21 protein-coding genes and 2 pseudogenes are annotated in these 19,180 nt (G+C 69.7%); 14 read left to right on the top strand and 9 right to left on the bottom strand.

Features of this window, described 5'->3' with window-relative positions:
* Positions 1–27: 27 nt before the first annotated feature.
* On the bottom strand, positions 28–459 hold the full coding sequence (locus IMZ35_RS30865; protein WP_229372917.1) for a hypothetical protein: 432 nt from the start codon (positions 457–459) through the stop codon (positions 28–30).
* Positions 459–920: an LLM class flavin-dependent oxidoreductase gene (locus IMZ35_RS30860; protein WP_307868551.1), complete on the bottom strand. Its 462-nt coding sequence runs from the start codon at positions 918–920 to the stop codon at positions 459–461. The genes IMZ35_RS30865 and IMZ35_RS30860 overlap by 1 nt, the downstream gene beginning before the upstream one ends.
* Before the next feature lie 111 nt (positions 921–1,031).
* Between IMZ35_RS30860 and IMZ35_RS21600 the strand changes: the two genes are divergently transcribed.
* Together IMZ35_RS21600 and IMZ35_RS21595 are read left to right on the top strand one after the other, a co-directional pair.
* Complete coding sequence (locus IMZ35_RS21600; RefSeq protein ID WP_229372916.1) at positions 1,032–1,352, top strand: ArsR/SmtB family transcription factor; 321 nt, start codon at positions 1,032–1,034, stop codon at positions 1,350–1,352.
* Between the two features lie 354 nt (positions 1,353–1,706).
* Positions 1,707–2,093, top strand: a complete 387-nt coding sequence (locus IMZ35_RS21595) for a hypothetical protein (protein ID WP_199442981.1) — start codon at positions 1,707–1,709, stop codon at positions 2,091–2,093.
* 48 nt (positions 2,094–2,141) lie between these two features.
* Here IMZ35_RS21595 and IMZ35_RS32120 read toward each other — a convergent pair whose 3' ends face one another.
* A complete protein-coding gene (locus IMZ35_RS32120) occupies positions 2,142–2,459 on the bottom strand; it encodes a MarR family winged helix-turn-helix transcriptional regulator (RefSeq protein ID WP_368857022.1) in 318 nt (105 codons plus the stop codon).
* A 297-nt stretch (positions 2,460–2,756) separates the two neighbouring features.
* Here IMZ35_RS32120 and IMZ35_RS30855 point away from each other — a divergent pair, with 297 nt between their 5' ends.
* From IMZ35_RS30855 to IMZ35_RS31855, 8 genes and pseudogenes are all read left to right on the top strand, one after another.
* Positions 2,757–2,909, top strand: coding sequence for a hypothetical protein (locus IMZ35_RS30855; protein ID WP_229372915.1), 153 nt, complete (start codon positions 2,757–2,759; stop codon positions 2,907–2,909).
* A complete protein-coding gene (locus IMZ35_RS21585) occupies positions 2,906–5,164 on the top strand; it encodes a TOMM precursor leader peptide-binding protein (RefSeq protein ID WP_307868549.1) in 2,259 nt (752 codons plus the stop codon). The genes IMZ35_RS30855 and IMZ35_RS21585 overlap by 4 nt, the downstream gene beginning before the upstream one ends.
* A gap of 1,466 nt (positions 5,165–6,630) precedes the next feature.
* The gene (locus IMZ35_RS21580; protein ID WP_199442978.1) at positions 6,631–7,602 is read left to right on the top strand and encodes an NADPH:quinone reductase; all 972 of its coding nucleotides are present in this window, start codon (positions 6,631–6,633) and stop codon (positions 7,600–7,602) included.
* Between the two features lie 782 nt (positions 7,603–8,384).
* Positions 8,385–8,969: an alpha/beta fold hydrolase gene (locus IMZ35_RS30850; protein WP_229372914.1), complete on the top strand. Its 585-nt coding sequence runs from the start codon at positions 8,385–8,387 to the stop codon at positions 8,967–8,969.
* A complete protein-coding gene (locus IMZ35_RS30845) occupies positions 8,893–9,285 on the top strand; it encodes a hypothetical protein (protein WP_229372913.1) in 393 nt (130 codons plus the stop codon). Before IMZ35_RS30850 ends, IMZ35_RS30845 begins: the two co-directional genes overlap by 77 nt.
* A gap of 111 nt (positions 9,286–9,396) precedes the next feature.
* Entirely contained in the window at positions 9,397–9,753 is a 357-nt protein-coding gene (locus IMZ35_RS21570; protein ID WP_229372948.1) for a beta/gamma crystallin domain-containing protein, read from the top strand.
* 146 nt (positions 9,754–9,899) lie between these two features.
* On the top strand, positions 9,900–10,256 hold the full coding sequence (locus tag IMZ35_RS21565) for a hypothetical protein (RefSeq protein WP_199442976.1): 357 nt from the start codon (positions 9,900–9,902) through the stop codon (positions 10,254–10,256).
* 372 nt (positions 10,257–10,628) lie between these two features.
* A pseudogene (locus tag IMZ35_RS31855) lies at positions 10,629–10,853 on the top strand (AsnC family transcriptional regulator); the annotation flags it as partial.
* Positions 10,854–10,892: 39 nt separating this feature from the next.
* On the opposite strand, the gene IMZ35_RS30835 reads toward IMZ35_RS31855, so the two are convergent.
* The 3 genes and pseudogenes from IMZ35_RS30835 to IMZ35_RS21555 form a co-directional block, all read right to left on the bottom strand.
* Positions 10,893–11,060, bottom strand: coding sequence for a hypothetical protein (locus tag IMZ35_RS30835; RefSeq protein WP_229372912.1), 168 nt, complete (start codon positions 11,058–11,060; stop codon positions 10,893–10,895).
* A gap of 421 nt (positions 11,061–11,481) precedes the next feature.
* Positions 11,482–11,622, bottom strand: a pseudogene (locus IMZ35_RS31850) (ATP-binding cassette domain-containing protein); the annotation flags it as partial.
* 228 nt (positions 11,623–11,850) lie between these two features.
* Entirely contained in the window at positions 11,851–12,741 is an 891-nt protein-coding gene (locus IMZ35_RS21555; RefSeq protein ID WP_199442974.1) for an enoyl-CoA hydratase/isomerase family protein, read from the bottom strand.
* A 144-nt stretch (positions 12,742–12,885) separates the two neighbouring features.
* Between IMZ35_RS21555 and IMZ35_RS21550 the strand changes: the two genes are divergently transcribed.
* Complete coding sequence (locus IMZ35_RS21550; protein WP_199442973.1) at positions 12,886–13,917, top strand: AraC family transcriptional regulator; 1,032 nt, start codon at positions 12,886–12,888, stop codon at positions 13,915–13,917.
* Here IMZ35_RS21550 and IMZ35_RS21545 read toward each other — a convergent pair.
* From IMZ35_RS21545 to IMZ35_RS21535, 3 genes are all read right to left on the bottom strand, one after another.
* Positions 13,853–14,605, bottom strand: a complete 753-nt coding sequence (locus IMZ35_RS21545; protein ID WP_229372911.1) for a response regulator transcription factor — start codon at positions 14,603–14,605, stop codon at positions 13,853–13,855. The genes IMZ35_RS21550 and IMZ35_RS21545 overlap by 65 nt on opposite strands.
* A complete protein-coding gene (locus tag IMZ35_RS31845; RefSeq protein ID WP_199442972.1) occupies positions 14,602–15,762 on the bottom strand; it encodes a sensor histidine kinase in 1,161 nt (386 codons plus the stop codon). The genes IMZ35_RS21545 and IMZ35_RS31845 overlap by 4 nt, the downstream gene beginning before the upstream one ends.
* A gap of 249 nt (positions 15,763–16,011) precedes the next feature.
* Positions 16,012–16,329: a LysR family transcriptional regulator gene (locus tag IMZ35_RS21535; RefSeq protein WP_199442971.1), complete on the bottom strand. Its 318-nt coding sequence runs from the start codon at positions 16,327–16,329 to the stop codon at positions 16,012–16,014.
* Between the two features lie 358 nt (positions 16,330–16,687).
* Here IMZ35_RS21535 and IMZ35_RS21530 point away from each other — a divergent pair, with 358 nt between their 5' ends.
* From IMZ35_RS21530 to IMZ35_RS21520, 3 genes are read left to right on the top strand one after another with little or no spacing between them, the layout of a single operon-like run.
* Positions 16,688–17,482, top strand: a complete 795-nt coding sequence (locus IMZ35_RS21530) for an ABC transporter ATP-binding protein (RefSeq protein WP_199442970.1) — start codon at positions 16,688–16,690, stop codon at positions 17,480–17,482.
* Positions 17,482–18,123, top strand: a complete 642-nt coding sequence (locus IMZ35_RS21525; RefSeq protein WP_199442969.1) for a hypothetical protein — start codon at positions 17,482–17,484, stop codon at positions 18,121–18,123. Before IMZ35_RS21530 ends, IMZ35_RS21525 begins: the two co-directional genes overlap by 1 nt.
* Complete coding sequence (locus IMZ35_RS21520) at positions 18,120–19,178, top strand: ABC transporter permease (protein ID WP_199442968.1); 1,059 nt, start codon at positions 18,120–18,122, stop codon at positions 19,176–19,178. The genes IMZ35_RS21525 and IMZ35_RS21520 overlap by 4 nt, the downstream gene beginning before the upstream one ends.
* Positions 19,179–19,180: the final 2 nt, after the last annotated feature.

Genomic DNA, 19,180 nt, shown 5'->3' with positions numbered 1-19,180 from the left:
GGAGAAACCATGTCATGACCTCTGAATTCACGAGTGAGCAGCCGAGACCGTCGGCGTGCTGTTCCAGTCGGGTGCCGGCGCGACGTTCTCGGCGATGGTGGTGAGCAGCCGCAACTTCTCCGCCACGCCGAGCAGGTTCGGAATCGTGACCAGCAGCGTGTCCGCGGCCTGGACGGCTTCGTCCCGCGGCGGGTCGTCCGCGATGGCGTCAGGCTCGCCGGCTCGTCGCCAGACGTCGCGGAAGACGGAGATCTGTTCCGCCTGCAACCGCGCGAACGGCACACCCGTGTCCCCCGAGAGCAGCGTGGTGCTCAGCAGGTGGAACCCTTGTTCTCCAGCCCACCGAGCGCTTTGCCGGGTCGCGAACCCCCACCAGATTCGTTGCGGCAGCGTGTCCGACCGGGGTTCGAGGGCGAGCGGTGTTCTCGTGCCGGTCTCGGCCGGATCGCTCACCGCCATCAGGACTCCGGCGATGGCGTCGCGGAAGCGGCGTGCGTGCTCCTTCGCCATTTCCCTCGCGTCGAGCCCCTCGGCAGGCAGGAACCCGAAGGACTCCTATCCCCGTGAGGCGGTTCCTGCGACCCCCGGCTCAGACCGAGCTGGAGGCGGCCACCGCTGATGAGATCCGCGGCCGCAGCGAGTTCGGCCATGAGCAGCGGGTTCTCGTACCGCATGTCGACGACCGCGGTCCCGAGCTCGATGCGTTCGGTCCTCGCCGCCATCGCGGACAACAGCGCCCATGGGCTGGAGAACTGCCGCTGGTAGTGGTGCACCCGGATCCAGGCGCCGTCGAAGCCGATCTGTTCGGCACCGCTCGCGATCTCGATGGCCTGGGTCAGCGCGTCGGCCGCGGTTCGGGTTCTCGACCACGGCACGTCCTGGTAGTGGCCCAAGGAGAGGAACCCCAAACGTCTTTGCACGTGTTCACCCCAACTTAGGTACGAAAAGCTTCGTACCTAAGTTGAGCACAAGCCGAGGTACGATTCAAGTCGTACCTATGAGAGGGTGACGTGATGCCGGAGACGAGTGCGATGCCTGGAGACGACCTCGACCTGGGCACAGTCCTGCGCGCCCTCGCCGACGCCCACAGACGCGCCGTCATGATCGAACTGGCTGCGGACCGGACCGACGGAGAGCGCACCTGCCACTCCTTCAACCTCCCGGTGAGCAAGCAGACCCGGACCCACCACTTCCGGACGCTGTGCGACGCAGGCCTCCTCTGCGAGGTCGACTACGGGAACAAGAAGGGGGTCCGGTTGCGGCGAGCGGCGATCGACCGCCGGTTCCCCGGCCTGCTCGACCTGCTCGCCGCAGAGTCCAGCAGGTCCACCCGGTTCGGGCAGGAGGACTGAGCACGACAGGATTGACGTTCCTGTCCCGCGTCCTCAGCGTCAGTGGGCGTTCATCGAGGCGGGCTGACGGCGTGGCGTGCAGCCCGGAGCGGACCGGAGTCGCGGCGCGGGTGCACGACTTGTCGGAGATCGTGATCACGATCCTGTACGCGCCGGAGCGGCATCGCGTGGGCATATCAGCCGAGCAGCTTCCCACCTTGCAAGACGGTTTATGGCTACTGCGCCAAATCGGAGGTCGACGGCGCCGCCGAGGCGGTACACGACCTGCTGCGCGACCAGATCCGTGTTGCACGTGAACGGGAAACCACTCCGACGGCTGCGATCATCGGCTCCAGAGCGCGAAAACCTGTCGCCATGTCAATGGCATCCAACCAGGGTGTCGATGCGAGCAAGAAGATCAAGGGGCGCAAGCGGCACATCGCCATGGACGTACTGGGGCTCTTGCTTGTTGTGATCATCAGCGCCGCATCGGGTCCCCAGCACTTCGCCTACGAGGTAACCGATTTCACCAACGTGCTGCGGCTGCTGGTGAAGCGCGCCAAGGGCTCGTGGACCTTCATGCCCGTCCTGGACGGTGGCGTGGCGATGCGCTGCTCCTACCACTTCACGCCGGAACCGGGCCCGAGAGTGCTGGTGCGGCTGATCGGACCGATGTGGAAGTGCTACGTGCGCGAGCGGCTGACGGCCTCGATCCGCGAGACCGAGCGGGTGGCGGCGCTGGAAACGTCCTCTGTGGACTGAGCTGGCCGACACCCGCAGAACGTCGACATCAAGCCGAGCACCTCGCCTTCAGGACCTGGCGGGCGCAGCCGCCAGGTTGGTTTCGATCTTGGCGAGCGGGTCCAGCGACGGTGCCAGAGTGCCGGGGCAGGTCGCCGACAGTCGATGTCTCCAGGTCGTGCCACATCCGCTCGATCTCTGCCTGCATGGCGTCGCCCGCGGAGATGGAGGACACCAGTGTGGCCCTCCCGTCACGGGATCGGGCGTCCGTTCGACCGAGCCCGCCTTTTCCAGGCGCTGCACCATCCCGGTGACGGTCGCCGAGTCGGAGTTCAGCACCGCGATCAGTTCCGTCTGGCGCACCGGGCCCGAGTCCCACACGTGCATGAGGAGCAGCTCCTGGCCCAAACAGCCCCTAGCACCCCACAGCGTCGGCAACGGTGAACCGGACCGGCCCACCGACCCGGCCCCGCCCACCGACTGCGCGAGCACCACCCGGGCCTGCGTCAGCCGGACGCGGCCAGAGGCGTGGCGGGTCAGAGGTCTGCTCTGTGAAGGGTGGCCAACCGTCCGCCTCTGGGGCACTGTGGAGGGCAGGGGTGAACGGGAAACAATGATGAGGGGGTTGTCGTGAACGATTTCGCAACTGCGTTCGGGGTGCGGCCGGCCGAGGTGCCGGAGCTGGTGGTCGACCTGTTCGACGAATGGCAGACCACCGGGGCCGAGAACGTCGCGGTACCGACCAACACGTGCTGGGGCGAGCCGCCGGCGCCGGTGTCCGGCTGCGGTGCAGTCGCGGCGGATCGCACGACCCCGGCGCTGCCGATCGCCGGGTGAACGACGCACCGCGACCGCTGGTCGGGTTCAAACGGCACCTGAGCACGGCGGTGGTGCCGGGCGACGCGGTGTACGTGCTGTCGGAGGACGGCGCGACCGCGCTGCGAGGCTCCCACCTGGAGTCCCTGGTGCCACTGCTGGACGGCACCAGGGACTTCGCCGCGCTGTGCCGGGAGCTGCCCGAGGACGTCCCGGCCGAGCAGGTCGCCGGACTGCTGTCCCGCCTCGCCGACGCCGGCCTGCTCGCTCTGCGAGCGCCGACTCCGCTCCGAGCGAGTGCCGAAGCTCTGGCCTACTGGGACGCGGTGGGCGTGGACGCCGTCGAGGCCGGCCCGAGGCCCGGCCGTGTCGTGCTGCTGGGTGCGCACGCCGACTCGGCCGCTGCGCACGCGCTGCGCACGGCCGGACTCGTCGTGGTCGGCGACGACGAGGCGGCGGAGTTGTCAGTGGTGCTGTGCGATGACTACCTGTCCGAGGAACTCTCGGAGGTCGACGCGGTGCACCGCGCCTGCGGCCGGCCGTGGTTGCTGGCCAAGCCGACGGGCGTGCGGGTGTGGCTGGGGCCGGTCTTCACGCCGGGGCAGGGCGCGTGCTGGCACTGCCTGGCCGCGCGGCTGTGGGTCAACCGACCCGCCGAGGCGCACGTGCTCGGCGCGCTGGGACTGACCGGCCCGGTGCCCCGTCCCGCGGCGACCCTGCCGCCGTTGGCCGCCGTCGCGGTCAACCTGGTGGCACTGCAGGCGGTCACGTGGCTGACCGCCGGGCAGCACCGCGACCGGCGTGCCGTGTGGACGTTCGACAGCCGCGATCTGACCGGCCGGCACCACGAGGTGCGCCCGCGCCCGCAGTGCCCGTCCTGCGGCGATCCGGAACTGGTGCGCGAGCGGACTCGACGACCGGTGCTCCTGTGCTCTCGCGCCAAGGCCCACACCACGGGCGGTGGGCACCGAGCACTGCCGCCCGAGCAGGTGCTCGACACCTACCGCCACCTCGTCAGCCCGGTGACCGGGGTGGTCAAGGAACTGCGGCGCGACCCCCGAGGTCCCGCGTTCTTCAACTCTTTCCGCTCCGGTCCCACCACCGCGCTGGGGCGGCGAGGCGCACAGCGGCTGCGGTCGGCGTTGCGGACCCACAACGGCGGCAAGGGCGTCACGCCGCTGCAGGCCGAGGTGAGCGCGCTGTGCGAGGCGCTGGAGCGGCACAGCGGCCACCACGACGGCGACGAGGAACGGGTGCGCGGCAGCTACCGATCGCTGGGCGAGGCAGCGGTGCACCCGAACGCCTGCCAGCTCTACCACCGCCACCAGTACACCGACCGCGCCCGCACCAACACCCACCACGGGGCGTTCCAGTTCGTCTGCGACCCCTTCGACGAGGACGCGGTGCTGGACTGGACCCCGGTGTGGTCGCTGACCCGCGGCGAGCACCGGCTGCTCCCGACCGCGATGCTGTACTTCGGCGTGCCCGCACAACCGGGACCGGTGTACGTGCTCGCCGACTCCAACGGCAACGCCGCAGGAGGGTGCCTGGAGGACGCGGTGCTGCAGGGCATGCTGGAAGTGGTGGAACGCGACGCCGTCGCGCTGTGGTGGTACAACCGGACCCGGCAACCGGCGGTCGACCCGGACGCCTTCGGCGACCCGTGGACCGCCGAACTGCGCCAGGTCCACGCCAGCCTGGGTCGCGAGGTGTGGGTGCTCGACGTCACCTCCGACATCGGGGTGCCCGCGATGGTGGCCCTGTCCCGGCGCACCGGCCACACGCGCGAGGAGATCGTGCTCGGATGCGGCGCGCACCTGGACCCCGCCGTCGCACTGCGCCGCGCGCTGAGCGAGCTCAACCAGCTGATGCCGGCGGTCCTGGACACCGGAGCAGACGGCCGCTACGGCTGGGACGACCCCGACGCGCAATGGTGGTTCCGCGAGGCCACGACCGACGACCAACCGCACCTGCTGCCCGACCCCGCGCGACCCGCGCTCGGACCCGGCGACTACGACTACGCGCACTCGCCCGACCTGCTGACCGACGTCCGCACGGTGCAGCAGCGGCTGCAAAGCGCAGATCTGGACGTGCTGCTGCTCGACCAGACCCGCCCGGACATCGGCCTGCCCGTGGTGAAGGTCGTCGTGCCGGGCATGCGGGGGTTCTGGGCGCGCTTCGCACCCGGCAGGCTCTACGACGTACCCGTCCAGCTCGGCCGCCTGAGCAGCCCGATGGCCTACGAGGACCTCAATCCCGTACCGCTGTTCCTCTGAACCTGGTCCTCCACGTGCTCGCACCCACCTGATGCGGACGGTGGCCCCTTCGGTGCGCACACGAAAGAACTCCCGGCACATCACACGCGTGCTGAGCGCCGCGCCGCGAGGAGTTCTCGTGCCATCGAAGCGGTGCTCGCAGGTGCTGCTACCGCAGGTGCTCCGCATCATCTTCCGGCGGTTTCCCCGTCAGCCCCACCGCAGGACGGGCCGTCATCCGTCCGACACCACCGATGCCCAGCGGGCCGAACTGGATCCGCTGCCACCCGATCCCAGGGGTAGGCCGGTCGGGGCCGACGGCAGGACAAGCACTGCCAGCGGGGATGGGGAGGCGACCAGCCGCGTGGTGGACACCAGCACCACGCGGCAGGCGCAGCCCAGATCTGCTGGACGCGGTCGATGGCGGCGGTGACCTGTCCGGCGGTGCCCGGACTCGGCCCGGCGCGCGCCAGCACGGCCTGCACGTCCGGTTCCCACAGGGACGTGCCGCTTGCGGTGTGCAGGGCGTCGCAGTTGCCGCGCAGATACATCGACGGGTTCTACAACACCGAGCGCATCCAGAAGGACCTCGGCTGGGGCAGCCCCCGACGAGTACGAAGCCGCCTGACACACCGCCCAGACCGAACCGACAGCCCACGCCGGGCCACCGCGATCGTCGCGGCCGTCCTCGTCCCGCACCACATCGAGAACCGCCGCCAACCACGATGACAAGGGTTCACTGTTCACACGTCGATCGGCACCACGACCCTTCCACCGTCTTGTCCCGCTTCGGCCGAAACGGGAACCGAGCAGGCACAACAGGAGCCGGCTGGACGCCCGTGGTGGACAGGTGGTGGCTCAACGCGGGGTCGGCCGAGTTCTCGAGGGTGTCCACGAGCTCCGCCAGGCTGTGGAGGTACGTCTTCCCGGGGTTCTGGTACCGAACGTCGTCGGCCAGCGGTTCGCTCAGCCGGTTCGGTACAACCGCCGCCGCTGTCGAAGGCGAACGCGATCTCGGCGATCAGGTGCTGAATGGCGAGGACTTCGCGCTCGCTCAGGGGGTCGGTCACCACCGGGTCGTCGGTCCTGCTCACGAATGGCCCCCGCTGACCTCGTTGGCTGAGCGGTTCCGGTATGGCGATGATCACTCTTGGCCGCCGGGCAGGGAGGGGGATGACGGTGCGACCAACTCCGCCGCAACGGTGGCTGTGTCCGTGAATTGTGACGTCGTTTGTCGGTGAATCGCAGAGGTACAAGGCTCTGGTGCACGTGTGCGGTGTCGTCGAACCCAGACCCCGCCCTCGACGCTCACCAGGCCGAACGGCCAGCTCAAGGCCTGGTCCAGCGGGGCTGTCGAGATTCGCGAACGCGACTTGCCCACCGATCGTGCCGTCGTCGGATTTGACGAGCAACCGACATCAGCATTCGTGAGCAAAGCCACAACGGGATTGTGCCGCGCTCCACCATGACCGGGCATCATGAGGTGCATGAGGGCAGCAATTTATCGGACCACCGGGCCGGCCCGGGACGTGCTCGAGGTCGTCGAGCTGGACGTGCCCGCACCCCGGTGGGGGGAGGTCCGCGTCGCGATTTCGGCCTCCGGCGTGAACCCCACGGACTGGAAGGCCCGCGCCGGACTCACCGGCCGCGCTCCCGACGACTTCCAGGTTCCGCACCACGACGGCGCCGGCCGGGTGGATGCCATCGGCCCTGGGGTGACCGGGCTCGCCGTCGGTCAACGCGTATGGCTCTACCTCGCCGCGGCCGAGAACCCGTACGGCACGGCCGCGGAGTTCGTGGTGGTACCGGCGGACAAAGTGGTTCCGCTCGCCGACAACGCGTCGGACGAGCTCGGCGCCTGCCTCGGCGTGCCCGCGCTCACCGCGGCGTACTGCCTCGGCGGCGATCCCAGCGCGGTACGTGGGCGGACGGTCCTGGTCGCGGGAGGCGCGGGAGCCGTCGGGCACTTCGCCATCGAGTTGGCGAAGCACGCGGGGGCCCGGGTGATCACGACGGTCAGCTCCCCGGAGAAGGGCGAGCTGGCGCGTGCCGCGGGAGCCGACCTCGTGCTGAACTACCGCGAGGAGAACGTCGCTAAAAGGATTTTGGAATCCGTCGGACGTGTCGATCGAATCGTTGAGGTCGCGTTGGGGGCGAACATCGAAACCGACGCCGCCGTCCTGGCGCCCAATGCCACGATCGCCGTGTACGCCGGGGAGTCCGAACAGCCCAGGATCCCGATTCTGCCGTTGGCGGTGGCGAACGCGACTATTCAGTTCGCGCTGATGTACACCGTCTCCCCGGATGATTTCAAGCGATTGTTGTCCTGGGTGAATGCCGCCATCGAGGTGAACGCGTTGTCCGCGCTGCCCATCTCCGACTACGGACTCGACGACATAGTCGCGGCGCAAGAGGCTGTGGAGAACGGCGCGGTCGGGAAGGTGCTCGTCCGCCCCTGAGCGCCGATGCCCGGAACTCGAGGGAGTACGAGTTGGCTGTGGGCCGGTTCGCCCGGCAGACCGGGTTGGGCGCGAGCCGGGGCGGTGCGGTTTCCGCCGGGTAATGCCATCGGGTGCTCTTGCGGTGAGGGACACAGCACCGGATCCATCGCTCGGCGTGGGCTGAAGGGACCTTTCAGCCCACTGGTTCCGCTCGGCAGGTGGCTTGTTGGGGCGGTACCCCGGACCCCGCTGGGGTCAGGGTCGTGAGTGTTTAGTTCGGTTATTCGACGAAACTCGCCCTGCTCGGATTCGAAGATCCGAGCAGGGCGAGTTTTTCGCGTTCCAACCCCGTTTTCGGCGAGGTGACCTCGGCGACAGCCGAACGTAGCGACCGGTGAGGGGCGTCGACGCGACGTTGTGACATGGCGGGGCGCATGCGACCCGGCCCGGCCGAGCGCGGGTGACGAGCTCGAGGTCGAGGCTGTCGGTCAGGCCGAAGCAGCCGCATCGCGCAGATGTCGACAAGCCGGAGCAGGAGGAACGCCGGGGCGACCACCAGGGGTGCGGAGATGACGGTTGACACCTTAACAAGGTTCAGGCATACTGAGCCGCAGCGATAATTTAACTTAGTTATAGGTATAGTCGATGCTCGCGGCGGTGGGTGCCGCGCTTCATTCTCCGCGAGCTCGATCTGCGCGCAAGTGTCCACTCAGTGGTGACGATCAAGAGTCCGCCGATCCCCTGGCGTTCGGGCCGTGAAATCCAGATCGGTTCACGTCGAAACCATTACTGGAGAAAAGATGTTCCGCGATGTCAAGGCAACCGCCGTCGCCGCACTGTTGTGCGTCATGGCCGGGCCGGTGCTGGCCGGGTGCGACGAGGCCTCGGAGCAGGGCACCCCGGCGGCGGTCGGTGCCGGAAGCGCCGATCAGGGCCAGGTTTCCGGTACCACGGCGATCACCGTCGAGGGCCGGTCGGTGAACGTGTCCTGCTCGGGCACTCAGGTCGACGGCCGACCGGTCGTGGTCCTGCTCGCCGGGCTCGGCGACGGCCTGGACAAAATGGCCGCCTTCCAGAAGGAACTGAGCGAGAAGGGCCGGGTCTGCTCCTACGACCGGCTCGGCGAAGGCGCCAGCGACCAGCCGCCGGGCCCGCAGACGCTCGAGAGCAGCGGCAACGTCCTGACCGGGGTGCTGGACCGCGTGTCCGGTGGCCGCCCGGTCGTGCTGGCCGGGCACTCCGTGGGCGGCCTGATCGCCGCCCGTTACACCCCCGCGCACCGCGACCGCGTCGCGGGGGCTGGTCCTGGTGGACGCCACCCCGTCGACCATCGTCGCCGACACCGGTGCGGGAATCCCGGAGTCCGCCACCGGGCCGGCGGCTGAAGCTCGCGCGGGGGCCGTCGCGGGCTACACCGGCCAGAATCCGGAACAGCTGTCCGTTCAGGACGGAGAGGTGGGTTACGCCGGCGACATCCCGGTCGTCGTGATCCAGCACGGACAGCCCTACCTCGCCGAGCAGATCCCGCAGTACGGCGAGGCCCTGGAAAACGCGTGGACCAAGGGGCAGGAGAAATGGCTCGACCTGTCCAGCCGCAGCGAGCCCGTCGTGGCTGCCGACAGTGATCACTACATCTACCTCAAGCAGCCCGCGATCGCCGTCGAGGCCGTCGAGCACGTCATCGCCGAAGCGAAGAAATAGCCGGATTCCCGTCGTGGGTGCATCTGCTGCGTCACCTGTGCCGTGGCCCGCCGACAAGGGCGGGCCGACCGCTTCCGAGCGGCCACCCGGAACAAAAGAAAGAGAACGGTGATGAAGAAGAGCAAATTCGTCAGCGCTGCCGCTGCCGTAGCCGCGCTGGGGGCGATCCTGCTGCCGGTTCCGGCGGCCTCCGCCGCGGCGGTCGACTGTGGTGATCCGAACTTCGTGAAGGTCGGCTGGCACACCACCAACTCGGGCTACCGCCATGAAGACTGTTTCGCCGGCGCGGGGTGGAACTCGTTCACCGGCGCGTCCAGTGAAACCAGCTGGATGATGGACCTCCACACCGGTAACAACGATGTCGCCTTCCGGGACTGCAACGGTGATCTGGTCGAGGTGCCCAGGGGGCGCGACATCCAGTTCAAGACCCATCGCTGCCTGCGTGACATCGGCATCAAGCCCTTCTGATCCAGCGAGAACCCGATGCCGGTTCTGGTGCGCTCAATCTGATTTTCTCACCGGCCCGTCGCTACTTCTTGTCGTTGAAGCACACAGCCACAGTCGATTTCCGGCCAGTTGTCATCAATTGCACGGAGGGTCAGTTGAATCACAAGTTGAAGAAGTTGGCAGCGGCCGCGTTGGCCGCCTTCGCGATGACAGCCGCGATTCCCGCGGGATCGGCATCGGCAATCGGCAAAGTCGCCTGCGGCAACAGTGAATACCTGCGGGTCGAGTACCACTACACCACTGGTGGCACTTACACGGACTGCTTCGCAAACGCCGGATCCTGGCGTATCTACGACCAGTTCGGCCGGAGCGTCTGGGTCACCGAGATCTGGACGGGGAACAATCGCGCCAAGTGGTACGGCGACGGGCAGTGGCGGCCGGCCACCGCGATCGGACAGTGGACCTCCTTCACCTGGCCGAACACCCCCGGCGGAGTGAAGTTGGACGAGATTCAGATCCTCTGAGGGGCGTCAGATCCGCAGCGACCTCAGCCGGTCCGTCGGGCACGGAGGAGTTGGGATCGCGAAACAGGAGCAGTGCAAGAGGAATTCTGCGCAACGTCGTCTTGCCGCCGCCGTCTCAGCCGCGCCGGCCATCGGAGTCGTCGGCGCAACTCCGACTCGTGCGATTAACGAGGTGAACATCGTCAGCTTCTTCAAGAGCGGATGTTTCGTCGTCGATTTTCAGGAGCCGGGGCGGCGCGCGGGGCCGGGCGCTGCTTTTCCAACGTCGGCGAAACCAACATCAACCAGAGGTACGTCAACGGCTTCAGCAGCGGCAACGACGCCAGCTGACCACGACGTCAGGTCGTCGAGGCGTAGACCGTGACGGATTGAATGAATCAACCACCGGGTGGCGGCCTGCGTTTGCAGGCCGCCACCCGGCGGTCGCGGTTGAGGCAATGGCGATGCGTGATCGGGAATTCGAACATGGATCGGGTCGACCGGCAGCTGGTGCGTGCCCCGCATCAGGACGCGCGCATCCCCGTGCGCGAACTCGCTGAGATGGTGGGGGTGGCCGCCTCCACCTGTTCCGAACACATCCGCCGGTTGCGCTCACGCGGCCTGATCACCGGTTTCCACACCGACGTCGACCTCGCGTCACCGGGCCGGTCGGTGCAGGCACCGGTCTTCGCGCAGATCCGCGCGCTGGTCGGCCAGCTCCGCGACGAGGCGCTGGCCACGCCCGAGGTCGTGGCGGTGTTCGTGCTCGCGGGCGGCGACGACTTCCTGCTGCACGTGGGCGTCGGTGACCTGGGGCCCAGCCACACCTCGTCACCCGGGGCGATGAGGTCGCGGGGCGGGGCGGCAGCGCGTCGACCGGGGCAGCCGGTTCCAGCTGAGTCCGGTGCACACACGTGCAGGACGCCTTCCACTGCGGCCTGGTTCGCCGGCACGCCTGCGACCCGGATGGCGAAACGTCTTGAGCACACGGGATCAACGTTCTGGACGACCGACGGTGGTGCGGCGCGTGGACCCACCTGGCCGGCCATGCGCTCCGCGCCGCACGGAAGCCTCACCGTCCACCCTCGCCACGCCGCAGTTCAACGCGAGTGGCCAGTGTCCGGGGAGCAAGCGGGCGACCCGCCCGATCCCGTTGATCAGCTGCCACATGCCGGACAGGATGTCGCCGGCCTGCCGCGACGGGATCGTCGTCGCAGTCAGGAACCGCGAGAACCCGAGCGTCATCGATCATCCGCATCGTGGTCGACTTGCCCGCGCCGTTGGGGTCGAGGAATCCGGTGACCGCGCCTGGGCGGACGGTGAGGTCCAAGCCGTCCACCGCGGTGTCCACCCCGTACCGCTTCGTCAGCTGGAGTGCTTCGATCATGTGCTCGTCCCCTGGGATTCCGGACCGGACAGCCCGGTCCGTTCACCCTTCACACCGGGGGCGGGCCCGCGGCGAAACGTGGTACCGGGGGAGGGGATCCGGTCCCTCCCGCAGTACCGGGGTACGACGGCGGCACCGGGCGGTCCGGCCGTGACCTGCCGGTGCCCATCGGTTCGGGGACATCTGGCCGGATCCGCGACGGACGCCGTCGCTTCCGGGACGTGAGGGCTACTGCTGAGCTGCGTGCCGGAAGCCGGGCGACAGGCTGTCGACGAGTCCCTCGAGATCCCGCTCGCCCTCACGGGTCTGCACGCCCGCTGCCAGATGCTTGCGGGCGACCTCGACCATGTCCTCGGTGAACAGTGAGTACAGGGAGGCGTTTTCGACGGCGTAGGCCGTGTCGGGGGCGGGCGGGGTCGCGGCCCTGACGGTGGCCTTGATCGCGGCGACGACCTCGGGGCGTACTCCCGCCATCCGGCGGGCCAGGGTGTCGACGAAGGCGTCGATCTCGTCGGCGGGCAGAGCCCGGTTCACCAGGCCGTAGCGCTCGGCCACTTCGGCGCCGACGAGCTGGCCGCCGATGAGCAGTTCCAGAGCCCGGGCAGGGCCGAGCAGACGGGCCATGTTCACCGTGCCGCCGCCCCCGGGAAGGATCGCCAGGGTGGACTCGGGCTGGGCCTGCCCCGATGCGTCGATCGCGGCGAACCGCATGTCGAGGAACATCAGGAACTCGTTGCCGGCGCCACGGGCGAGACCGGCCACCTTGCCGATGGTGACCTGCGGGAGGTCGCGGACCTCCGCTCCCGTGGCCTGGAGGATGTTCAGGCCCTCGGGGATCACGGCGCCCGGCGCGGCGTCGATCGCGGCCCGGGTGGCGGCGGGCAGGGCCTCCGGGTCGGTGAGGTAGGCCATGTCGCCGTGAGCGCTGAAGAACTCCGGATCGGCGCTCTGGAACACGATCACCCGAACGTCCGCATCGGTGCGCACCTGATGCACGAACCCGCGCAACGACGGCAGCAGCACGCCGTCCATCAGATTGAGGGGCGGGTGGTCGAGCGACACGGTGGCCACACCGTCCGCGACGGTGATCTCGAGGCCTGCCCAGCTGCGGTAGTCCATGGTGACTCCTTCTCGGTGTCGCCGGACGTGCGTCCCGGCTCCCAGGACCATATGTAACAACCGGTGAGGCGAACCATGCTCGCACGGCTCGGATTATTGATTGCCTGCCTCATCTGTGTCTGGTCCGGGTGCTAGAGTCACCGTGTGGATCCACTGACCGACGCCCTGGCGATCTCGGGCGTCAAAGGGGCGTTGAGCACCCGTGTCGAGGCGGGCGGCCGATGGGCGATCGCCCTGGACGACTATCCCGGGGCGGCCCTGCACGCCCTGACCGCAGGCAGTGCCTGGCTCACGGTCGCCGGCCGTGAACCGGTGGAACTGGCGGCCGGTGACGTGGTCCTGCTGCCTGTCGGCACCCCGCACGGCCTCACCGACGACCCTGCGGACACGCGCGGCCGGTGCGAGCACGTGGCCGCTCGCGGGCGCGGTACCGGTGAGGTGATCAGCCTCGGGTCGCAGCCCGCGACCACGCGGATCGTCACCATCCACTACGACTGCGACCCGGCCGCGCTCACCCAGATCTTGACCCTGCTACCCGGTCTGGTGCACGTGCGGGCCGAAGCGGGGACGCCGGGACTGGCCGATGCGGTGCGCATGCTCGCCCGGGAACTCGCCCATCCGCAGCTCGCCACGCCCGCCGTGCTGAAGAGCCTCGTCGACATCGTGCTCGTGCAGATGCTGCGTGCCTGGCTCGCGGTGAATCCCCCCGAGTGCTTCGGCACCTGGCTGGGTGCGCTCTACGACCCCGTCATCGGCAAGGCACTGCGGCACCTGCACGCGAATCCGGCCACTCCCTGGACGACCTCGATGCTCGCAGAAGCCATCTCGGTCTCCCGTGCGACCCTCGCCCGCCGTTTCCCGGCCGCGACGGGACACACGCCCGCGGCGTACCTGACGAACTGGCGGATGGATCTGGCCGCCGTGCGGTTGCGCGACAGTCATGACTCCCTCGAGACGATCGCCGAGGCGGTCGGTTACGGGTCGGTGCCGGCGTTCACCCGCGCCTTCACCAGGGCCCACGGACGCACGCCCGGACGCTACCGCAGCGAGACGCGCAGTCACAGCGGTACGGCCTTCCGGTTGGAGACGCCCGCCCCGTCGAGCCTGACGATCAGTCAGGACCTGTCTGGGCGGGTCTCTCCGGTCCGGTCACCAGACCGGTCTGGTAGGCGATGACGATGAGTTGCGCGCGGTCGCGTGCGTCCAGTTTGGACATGGCGCGCTGCACGTGGGCGCGAACGGTGAAGGGGCTGAGGTACATCCGATCGGCGATCTCTGCATTGGACAGACCGGTCGCCACGAGAGCGACCATCTCGCGTTCGCGCGGCGTGAGCGCGGCGAGTCGTTCGGGACGGCGTGGTGGGGTGTCGACCGGTGCGGCGAGGAAACGGGCCACCAGGGAGCGGGTCGCCGCCGGGGACAGGAGGGTGTCGCCGTTGGCGATCGTGCGCACGGCGTCGAGCAGGCCTTGCGCCTCGATCCCCTTGCCGATGAAGCCGCTGGCCCCGGCGCGCAGGGCTTGTGCGACGTACTCGTCGGTCTCGTAGGTGGTGAGGATCAGGACGCGGGTGGCACGCAGATCCGGATCAGCGCAGATCTCCGCGGTGGCGGCGAGGCCGTCGGTGCCGGGCATTCGGATGTCCGTGATCACCACGTCCGGGCGCAACTCGCGGGTGAGGGTCACCGCCTCCCTGCCGTCGCCCGCCTCGCCGACCACGGTGATGTCGTCGGCGCTGTCGAGGAGAGTGCGGAAAGCGCCGCGCAGCAACGCCTGATCGTCGGCGAGGAGAATCCGGAGCGGCACAGCGTCGTCCCCGGCCTCTTCGCCGGCGTCCGGTCCGTCGCCTGGTGCGTCGTGCATCATCGGCCCTCACCATCGGTCGCTCCGTCGGTTCTCCGCGCCGGGTTGCCGGCGGCGGGAAGAGGCAGGTGGGCGGAGACCAGGAAACCCCCCTGAGGACGCACGTCGGCGCTGAGGCTTCCGCCGACCGCGGTGACCCGTTCACGCATTCCGATCAGGCCGTAGCCGGGCGGGCGCTCCTGCGGCTCGCGGGAACCCCCGCCGTCGTCGGTGACCGCGATGATCACGTGGTCGCGGTTCCAGGCCAGGCGCACCTCGGCGCTCCCGGTGGCGGCGTGCTTGGCAACGTTGGTCAGGGCCTCCTGGATGACGCGGTAGGCGGTGAGGTCCACCGCCGGCGGTAGCGGTCTGGCCGTGCCGTCCTCGTGCATCGACACCGCCAGGCCCGCGCGGTGGAAGGTGCTCAGCAGCTCGGGAACCTGCGACAGCCCCGGCGCCGGCTCGGTGAGTGCGGAGGTGTCTTCGGGTTGGCGCAGCAGACCGACCGCGGCCCGCAGTTCGTCGAGGGCGTGGCGGGTGGTCCCGACCAGTTCGTCCAGGCTCGTGCGGGCTTGTTCCGGGCGGGTCGCGAACAGGTGAGCGGCGACGGTGGCCTGCGCGTTGGCCAGGGTGATCTGGTGGGCCACCAGGTCGTGCAGCTCGCGGGCGATGCGAAGCCGTTCCCCGGCCACCCTTCGGCGTGCCTCGTCGTCCCGGGTCTCCTCGGCCAGGCGTGCTCGATCCTCCATGATCGTCAGGTAGGCCCGCCGGTGCCGCGTCGAGCGACCGAACACGGCGGACACGAGCGGTGTCGCGGCCACGGTCGCCAGTCTGCCGGTGTCCGCCCACGAGAGGTCCGTTTCGAAGAACGGGGGGACGGCGACCAGCAGCGCAGCCGCCGGGAGCAGGACCGCGGGCGTCACCGGCCGCTCGGTGCGGACGGCGAGCGAGTATGCGCTGATGGCGGCGGGGGCCACCACGAGCGGGGTCGACAGCAGGCCCATCGGTGCGACCAGGACACCGCACAGGGTGGTGGCGATCACGATGGCGACCGGCGCGCGCTGCCGCACCGGGAGCAACCCGGACGACACCGCGGCGAGGAGGTGGGCCGTCACCGGCGGCGAGGTCACCGTGTCGTCCACTCGCAGCGCACCACCGAGCAGGCAGAGCGCGAACGCCACCGCGACGACCGCTCCCTCCCGCCAGCACGACCAGGCCGGCGTCGAAGGCGGACTACGCCGGTTCGTCATCGACGTCCGTCAACCGCAGCACGTGTTCAGCCTAACCGGTTGATTCCGCGGTCGGCGGTCCGCTTGATCGCCCCACCTGCCCGACGTCGCTCGAGAAGCGCTCGGTGCCCACGATCGCCGGCCGTGCGGACACCTCGGGGTACTCGCGGTGGAACTGGCCCGGCACGGCGGGCAGATCGATCATTCCCGGCGAACTCGTGGTGCCGACGCGCAACGTGTCGCGGATGCCACCGATGACCTCGTGCACGGTGTCTCGGGCAGCGCGGCAGCGCGGGCGGCGTCCAGCGCCGCCCGCGCCTCCGGCAGCAGTTGCCGACCGGCATCGGTCAGCGTGATCTGCCGGCCGGTGCGCACCAGCGAGGGAGCCCGCAGCTCCCGTTCCAGGGATGCGATCGTCGCGGACACGGCGGACTGCACGACGTGCGACCGAGCTGCGGCGCGGGTGAAGCCGGACTCCTCCACGACGGCGACGGAGCACTCCGGTCGACGCAGCTCCACGCGTCGATCATCGCATCGATCGGGGGAACCCGGCTGGTCGGCCGCCGCCCGGCCACAGATGATCCGTCGCCTGCTCGACCTCGACCCGGCGCTGCTGCGGGCCGGACGTGGCCGGGCTGTCATCGGCGCCGACCAGCCCCATCAGGACCGCGCGTCCGGCCCCCGGGCAACCCCACATCCAGGGGACGGCCGCCCCGCACGCGTGTAGTGCGTTCGCACCAGAAGCGGGCCGGACCGGTCCGTGCGCACCAGGCGAAGACGGTCTCGGCAAACGATGTGTGGCACCGCGGTGCGCGACAGGGTTGGTGGCGGAATCGTCCGGCACCGGCGCGGACGGCAAAGCGCAGGAAGAAGGTCGATGAACCCCGGAGACAGCACCGACGCGATTCGGCTGACTGCCGTTCGCAAGCTCCACGGGAGGCGCGACAACCGGGTGGTGGCGCTGGAGGAGGTGACGACGCGGTTCGGCCGGGGAGCGTTCACGGCGATCGTGGGGCCGTCGAGTTCCGGCAAGAGCACCTCGTCGCAGTGCGCGGCCGGGCTCGACCAGCCGACGTCCGGTGCGGTGCTGCTCGAGGAGCACGAGCTCAGCGACATGACCGAGACCGAGTTGACCGAGCTGCGGCGGGACCGGATCGGGTTCGTCCTCCAGGCGTTCAACCTGCTTCCGGTCTTGACCGTGCGGCAGAACGTGACGTTGCCGCTGCGGCTCGCCGGCCGCAAACCCGATCGGGACCGGGTTGCGCGGATCCTCGACCAGATCGACCTCGCCCAGCAGAGCAACCACCCTCCGGCGGAGCTGTCCGGTGGGCAGCAGCAACGGGTCACCATCGCCAGGGCGTTGCTCAGCGACCCCGCCGTCATCTTCGCCGACGAGCCGACCGGCGCCCTGGACACCAGGGCCGCGCGGGACGTTCTCAGCCTGCTGCGGCACTCGTCGCGGGCGGCCGGTCAGACGATCGTGATGGTGACCCACGATCCGGTCGCGGCATCGCACGCCGATCACGTCCTGTTCCTCGCCGACGGGCGGTTGACCGGTGAGCTGCACTCGCCGACCGCCGAATCCGTGGCCGACCGGATGCCCCGACTGGGCGCCTTCGCCGACGAAGGCCCGCGCCCGCAGCCGGTGGCGAACCGAGGAGGACAGCGCTGATGCTTCAGTTCGCACTGCGCACCCTGCGGTTCCGCGCGGGCCTGTTCGTGGCGGCCTTTCTCGCTGTGTTCTTCGCGGCGGCCATCGTGATGGCCTGTGGCGGCCCGATCGAGACCGGCATCCGCACGGCTGTGCCGCCGCAGCGGCTGGCCTCGGCCGACGTGGTCGTCACCGGCGACCAGGAGTACCACGACTCCGGCGGCGACCCCGACGAACCGCCGATCCTGCCCGAGCGGGTCCACATCGACGCGGGGCTGGCGGACACGATCGCGGCGCTGCCCGGGGTGCGGGAGACCGAGAGCTTCGCCTTCGAGGGAGCCCCGCCGCCGGGGACCGTCGATGCGATCGGTGTGCTGGCCGAGCCGGGAGTGGCCGTCAGCGAGCTCCAGCAGCGGATCGACACCGAGCTGGCCGCCGCAACCGTCACCCTGGTCGGTGACGAGCGGGGACAGGCCGAACTGCGCCAGGCCAGGGCGAGCGGCGTCACCGTGATGGCCCTGGCCGGTGCACTGGGCGCCGGCCGGAGGGCGTCGCGCGTCAAGCCGGCCCGGGCGCTCTCGGAGGTCTCGGCCGAGGGCGGGCCGATCGGCCGCGGGCGCGTGCTGCCGGCGGTGCTTCCCTGGCCGGTGGCATCGCCATGACCATCGTGACCACCGCCGTGGTGAGTGGGCCACTCACGCCCGCCACCGCCGCGCCCGCCGTGATCCTGCTCGCCATCGGGTTCGCCGTGCTCGCACCCGTGCTGACGAAGGTCACGACCTTCGCCGTGCGGTGGCCCGTGCGCGCGCTGGGGGGCGTGACCGGCCAACTCGCCGTGCTCAACGCACGTGGCCGTGGCGGCCGGATGGCGGCCGTGCTGGGGCCGGTCATCCTGCTGACCGCGGTGTCGACCGGCATGCTGCACCTGCAGACGACCAACGACGAGGCCGACCGGCAGGACTTTGCCGGCAACCTCGTCGCCGACGCCGTGGTGACCACTCAGGACCGTGTCGACCCGGACCTGGTGGACCTGATCGACGACCTGCCGCACACCGCCGGCGCCTCGGAGTACGTCAACAGCGTCGGCTTCGTCGAGGAGCCGGCTGACAGCTCGCCGGCGAACGAGGGCTGGACCCTCCAGGGCGTCACCGCCGAGGGCGCCGACGCCACCACACCGGTCCAGGTCACCGCGGGCCGGCTCGCCGACCTGCACGATGACACGATCGCGATCGGGAACCGGCACGCCGAGAGCCTCGGCGTCGGCGGCACCATCACGCTGCGGATGGGCGACAACACCACCCTCGACGTGCGGGTGGCGGCCCTGTTCTCCGCCCCGGACGGCTACGACACCCTCTTGCTTCCCGCCGACACCCTGGCCGCGCACACCACCGAAGCACGCGCGACGCGAATCCTGGTCAAAGCCGACGAGGGCACCGACCCCGGACGGTTGGTGGCGGACCTGACCGAGATGACCTCCGCCCAGGGCGGTCTGACGGTAACCGGCCGCGACGTCCTGCTCCGGGAGTTCGACGAGCAGAACACGACCGCCAACTTCGCGATCTACCTCGTGGTGGTCGTGATCGCGGGGTACGCGGCGATCACGGTGATCAACACGCTGGTGTCGACCACGACGGCGAGGCGGCGGGAGTTCGGGCCGCAGCGGCTCTCGGGCTCGACTCGTGGCCGACCGGCCGAGGCGGCGCTCGCCGTCGAGTAGCC

The organism is Umezawaea beigongshangensis (genome assembly GCF_016464305.1).
Taxonomy (GTDB): Bacteria; Actinomycetota; Actinomycetes; order Mycobacteriales; family Pseudonocardiaceae; genus Umezawaea_A; species Umezawaea_A beigongshangensis.
Note: the sequence above shows the minus strand (reverse complement) of the source record. Positions and strands in the feature narration are given on the sequence as shown.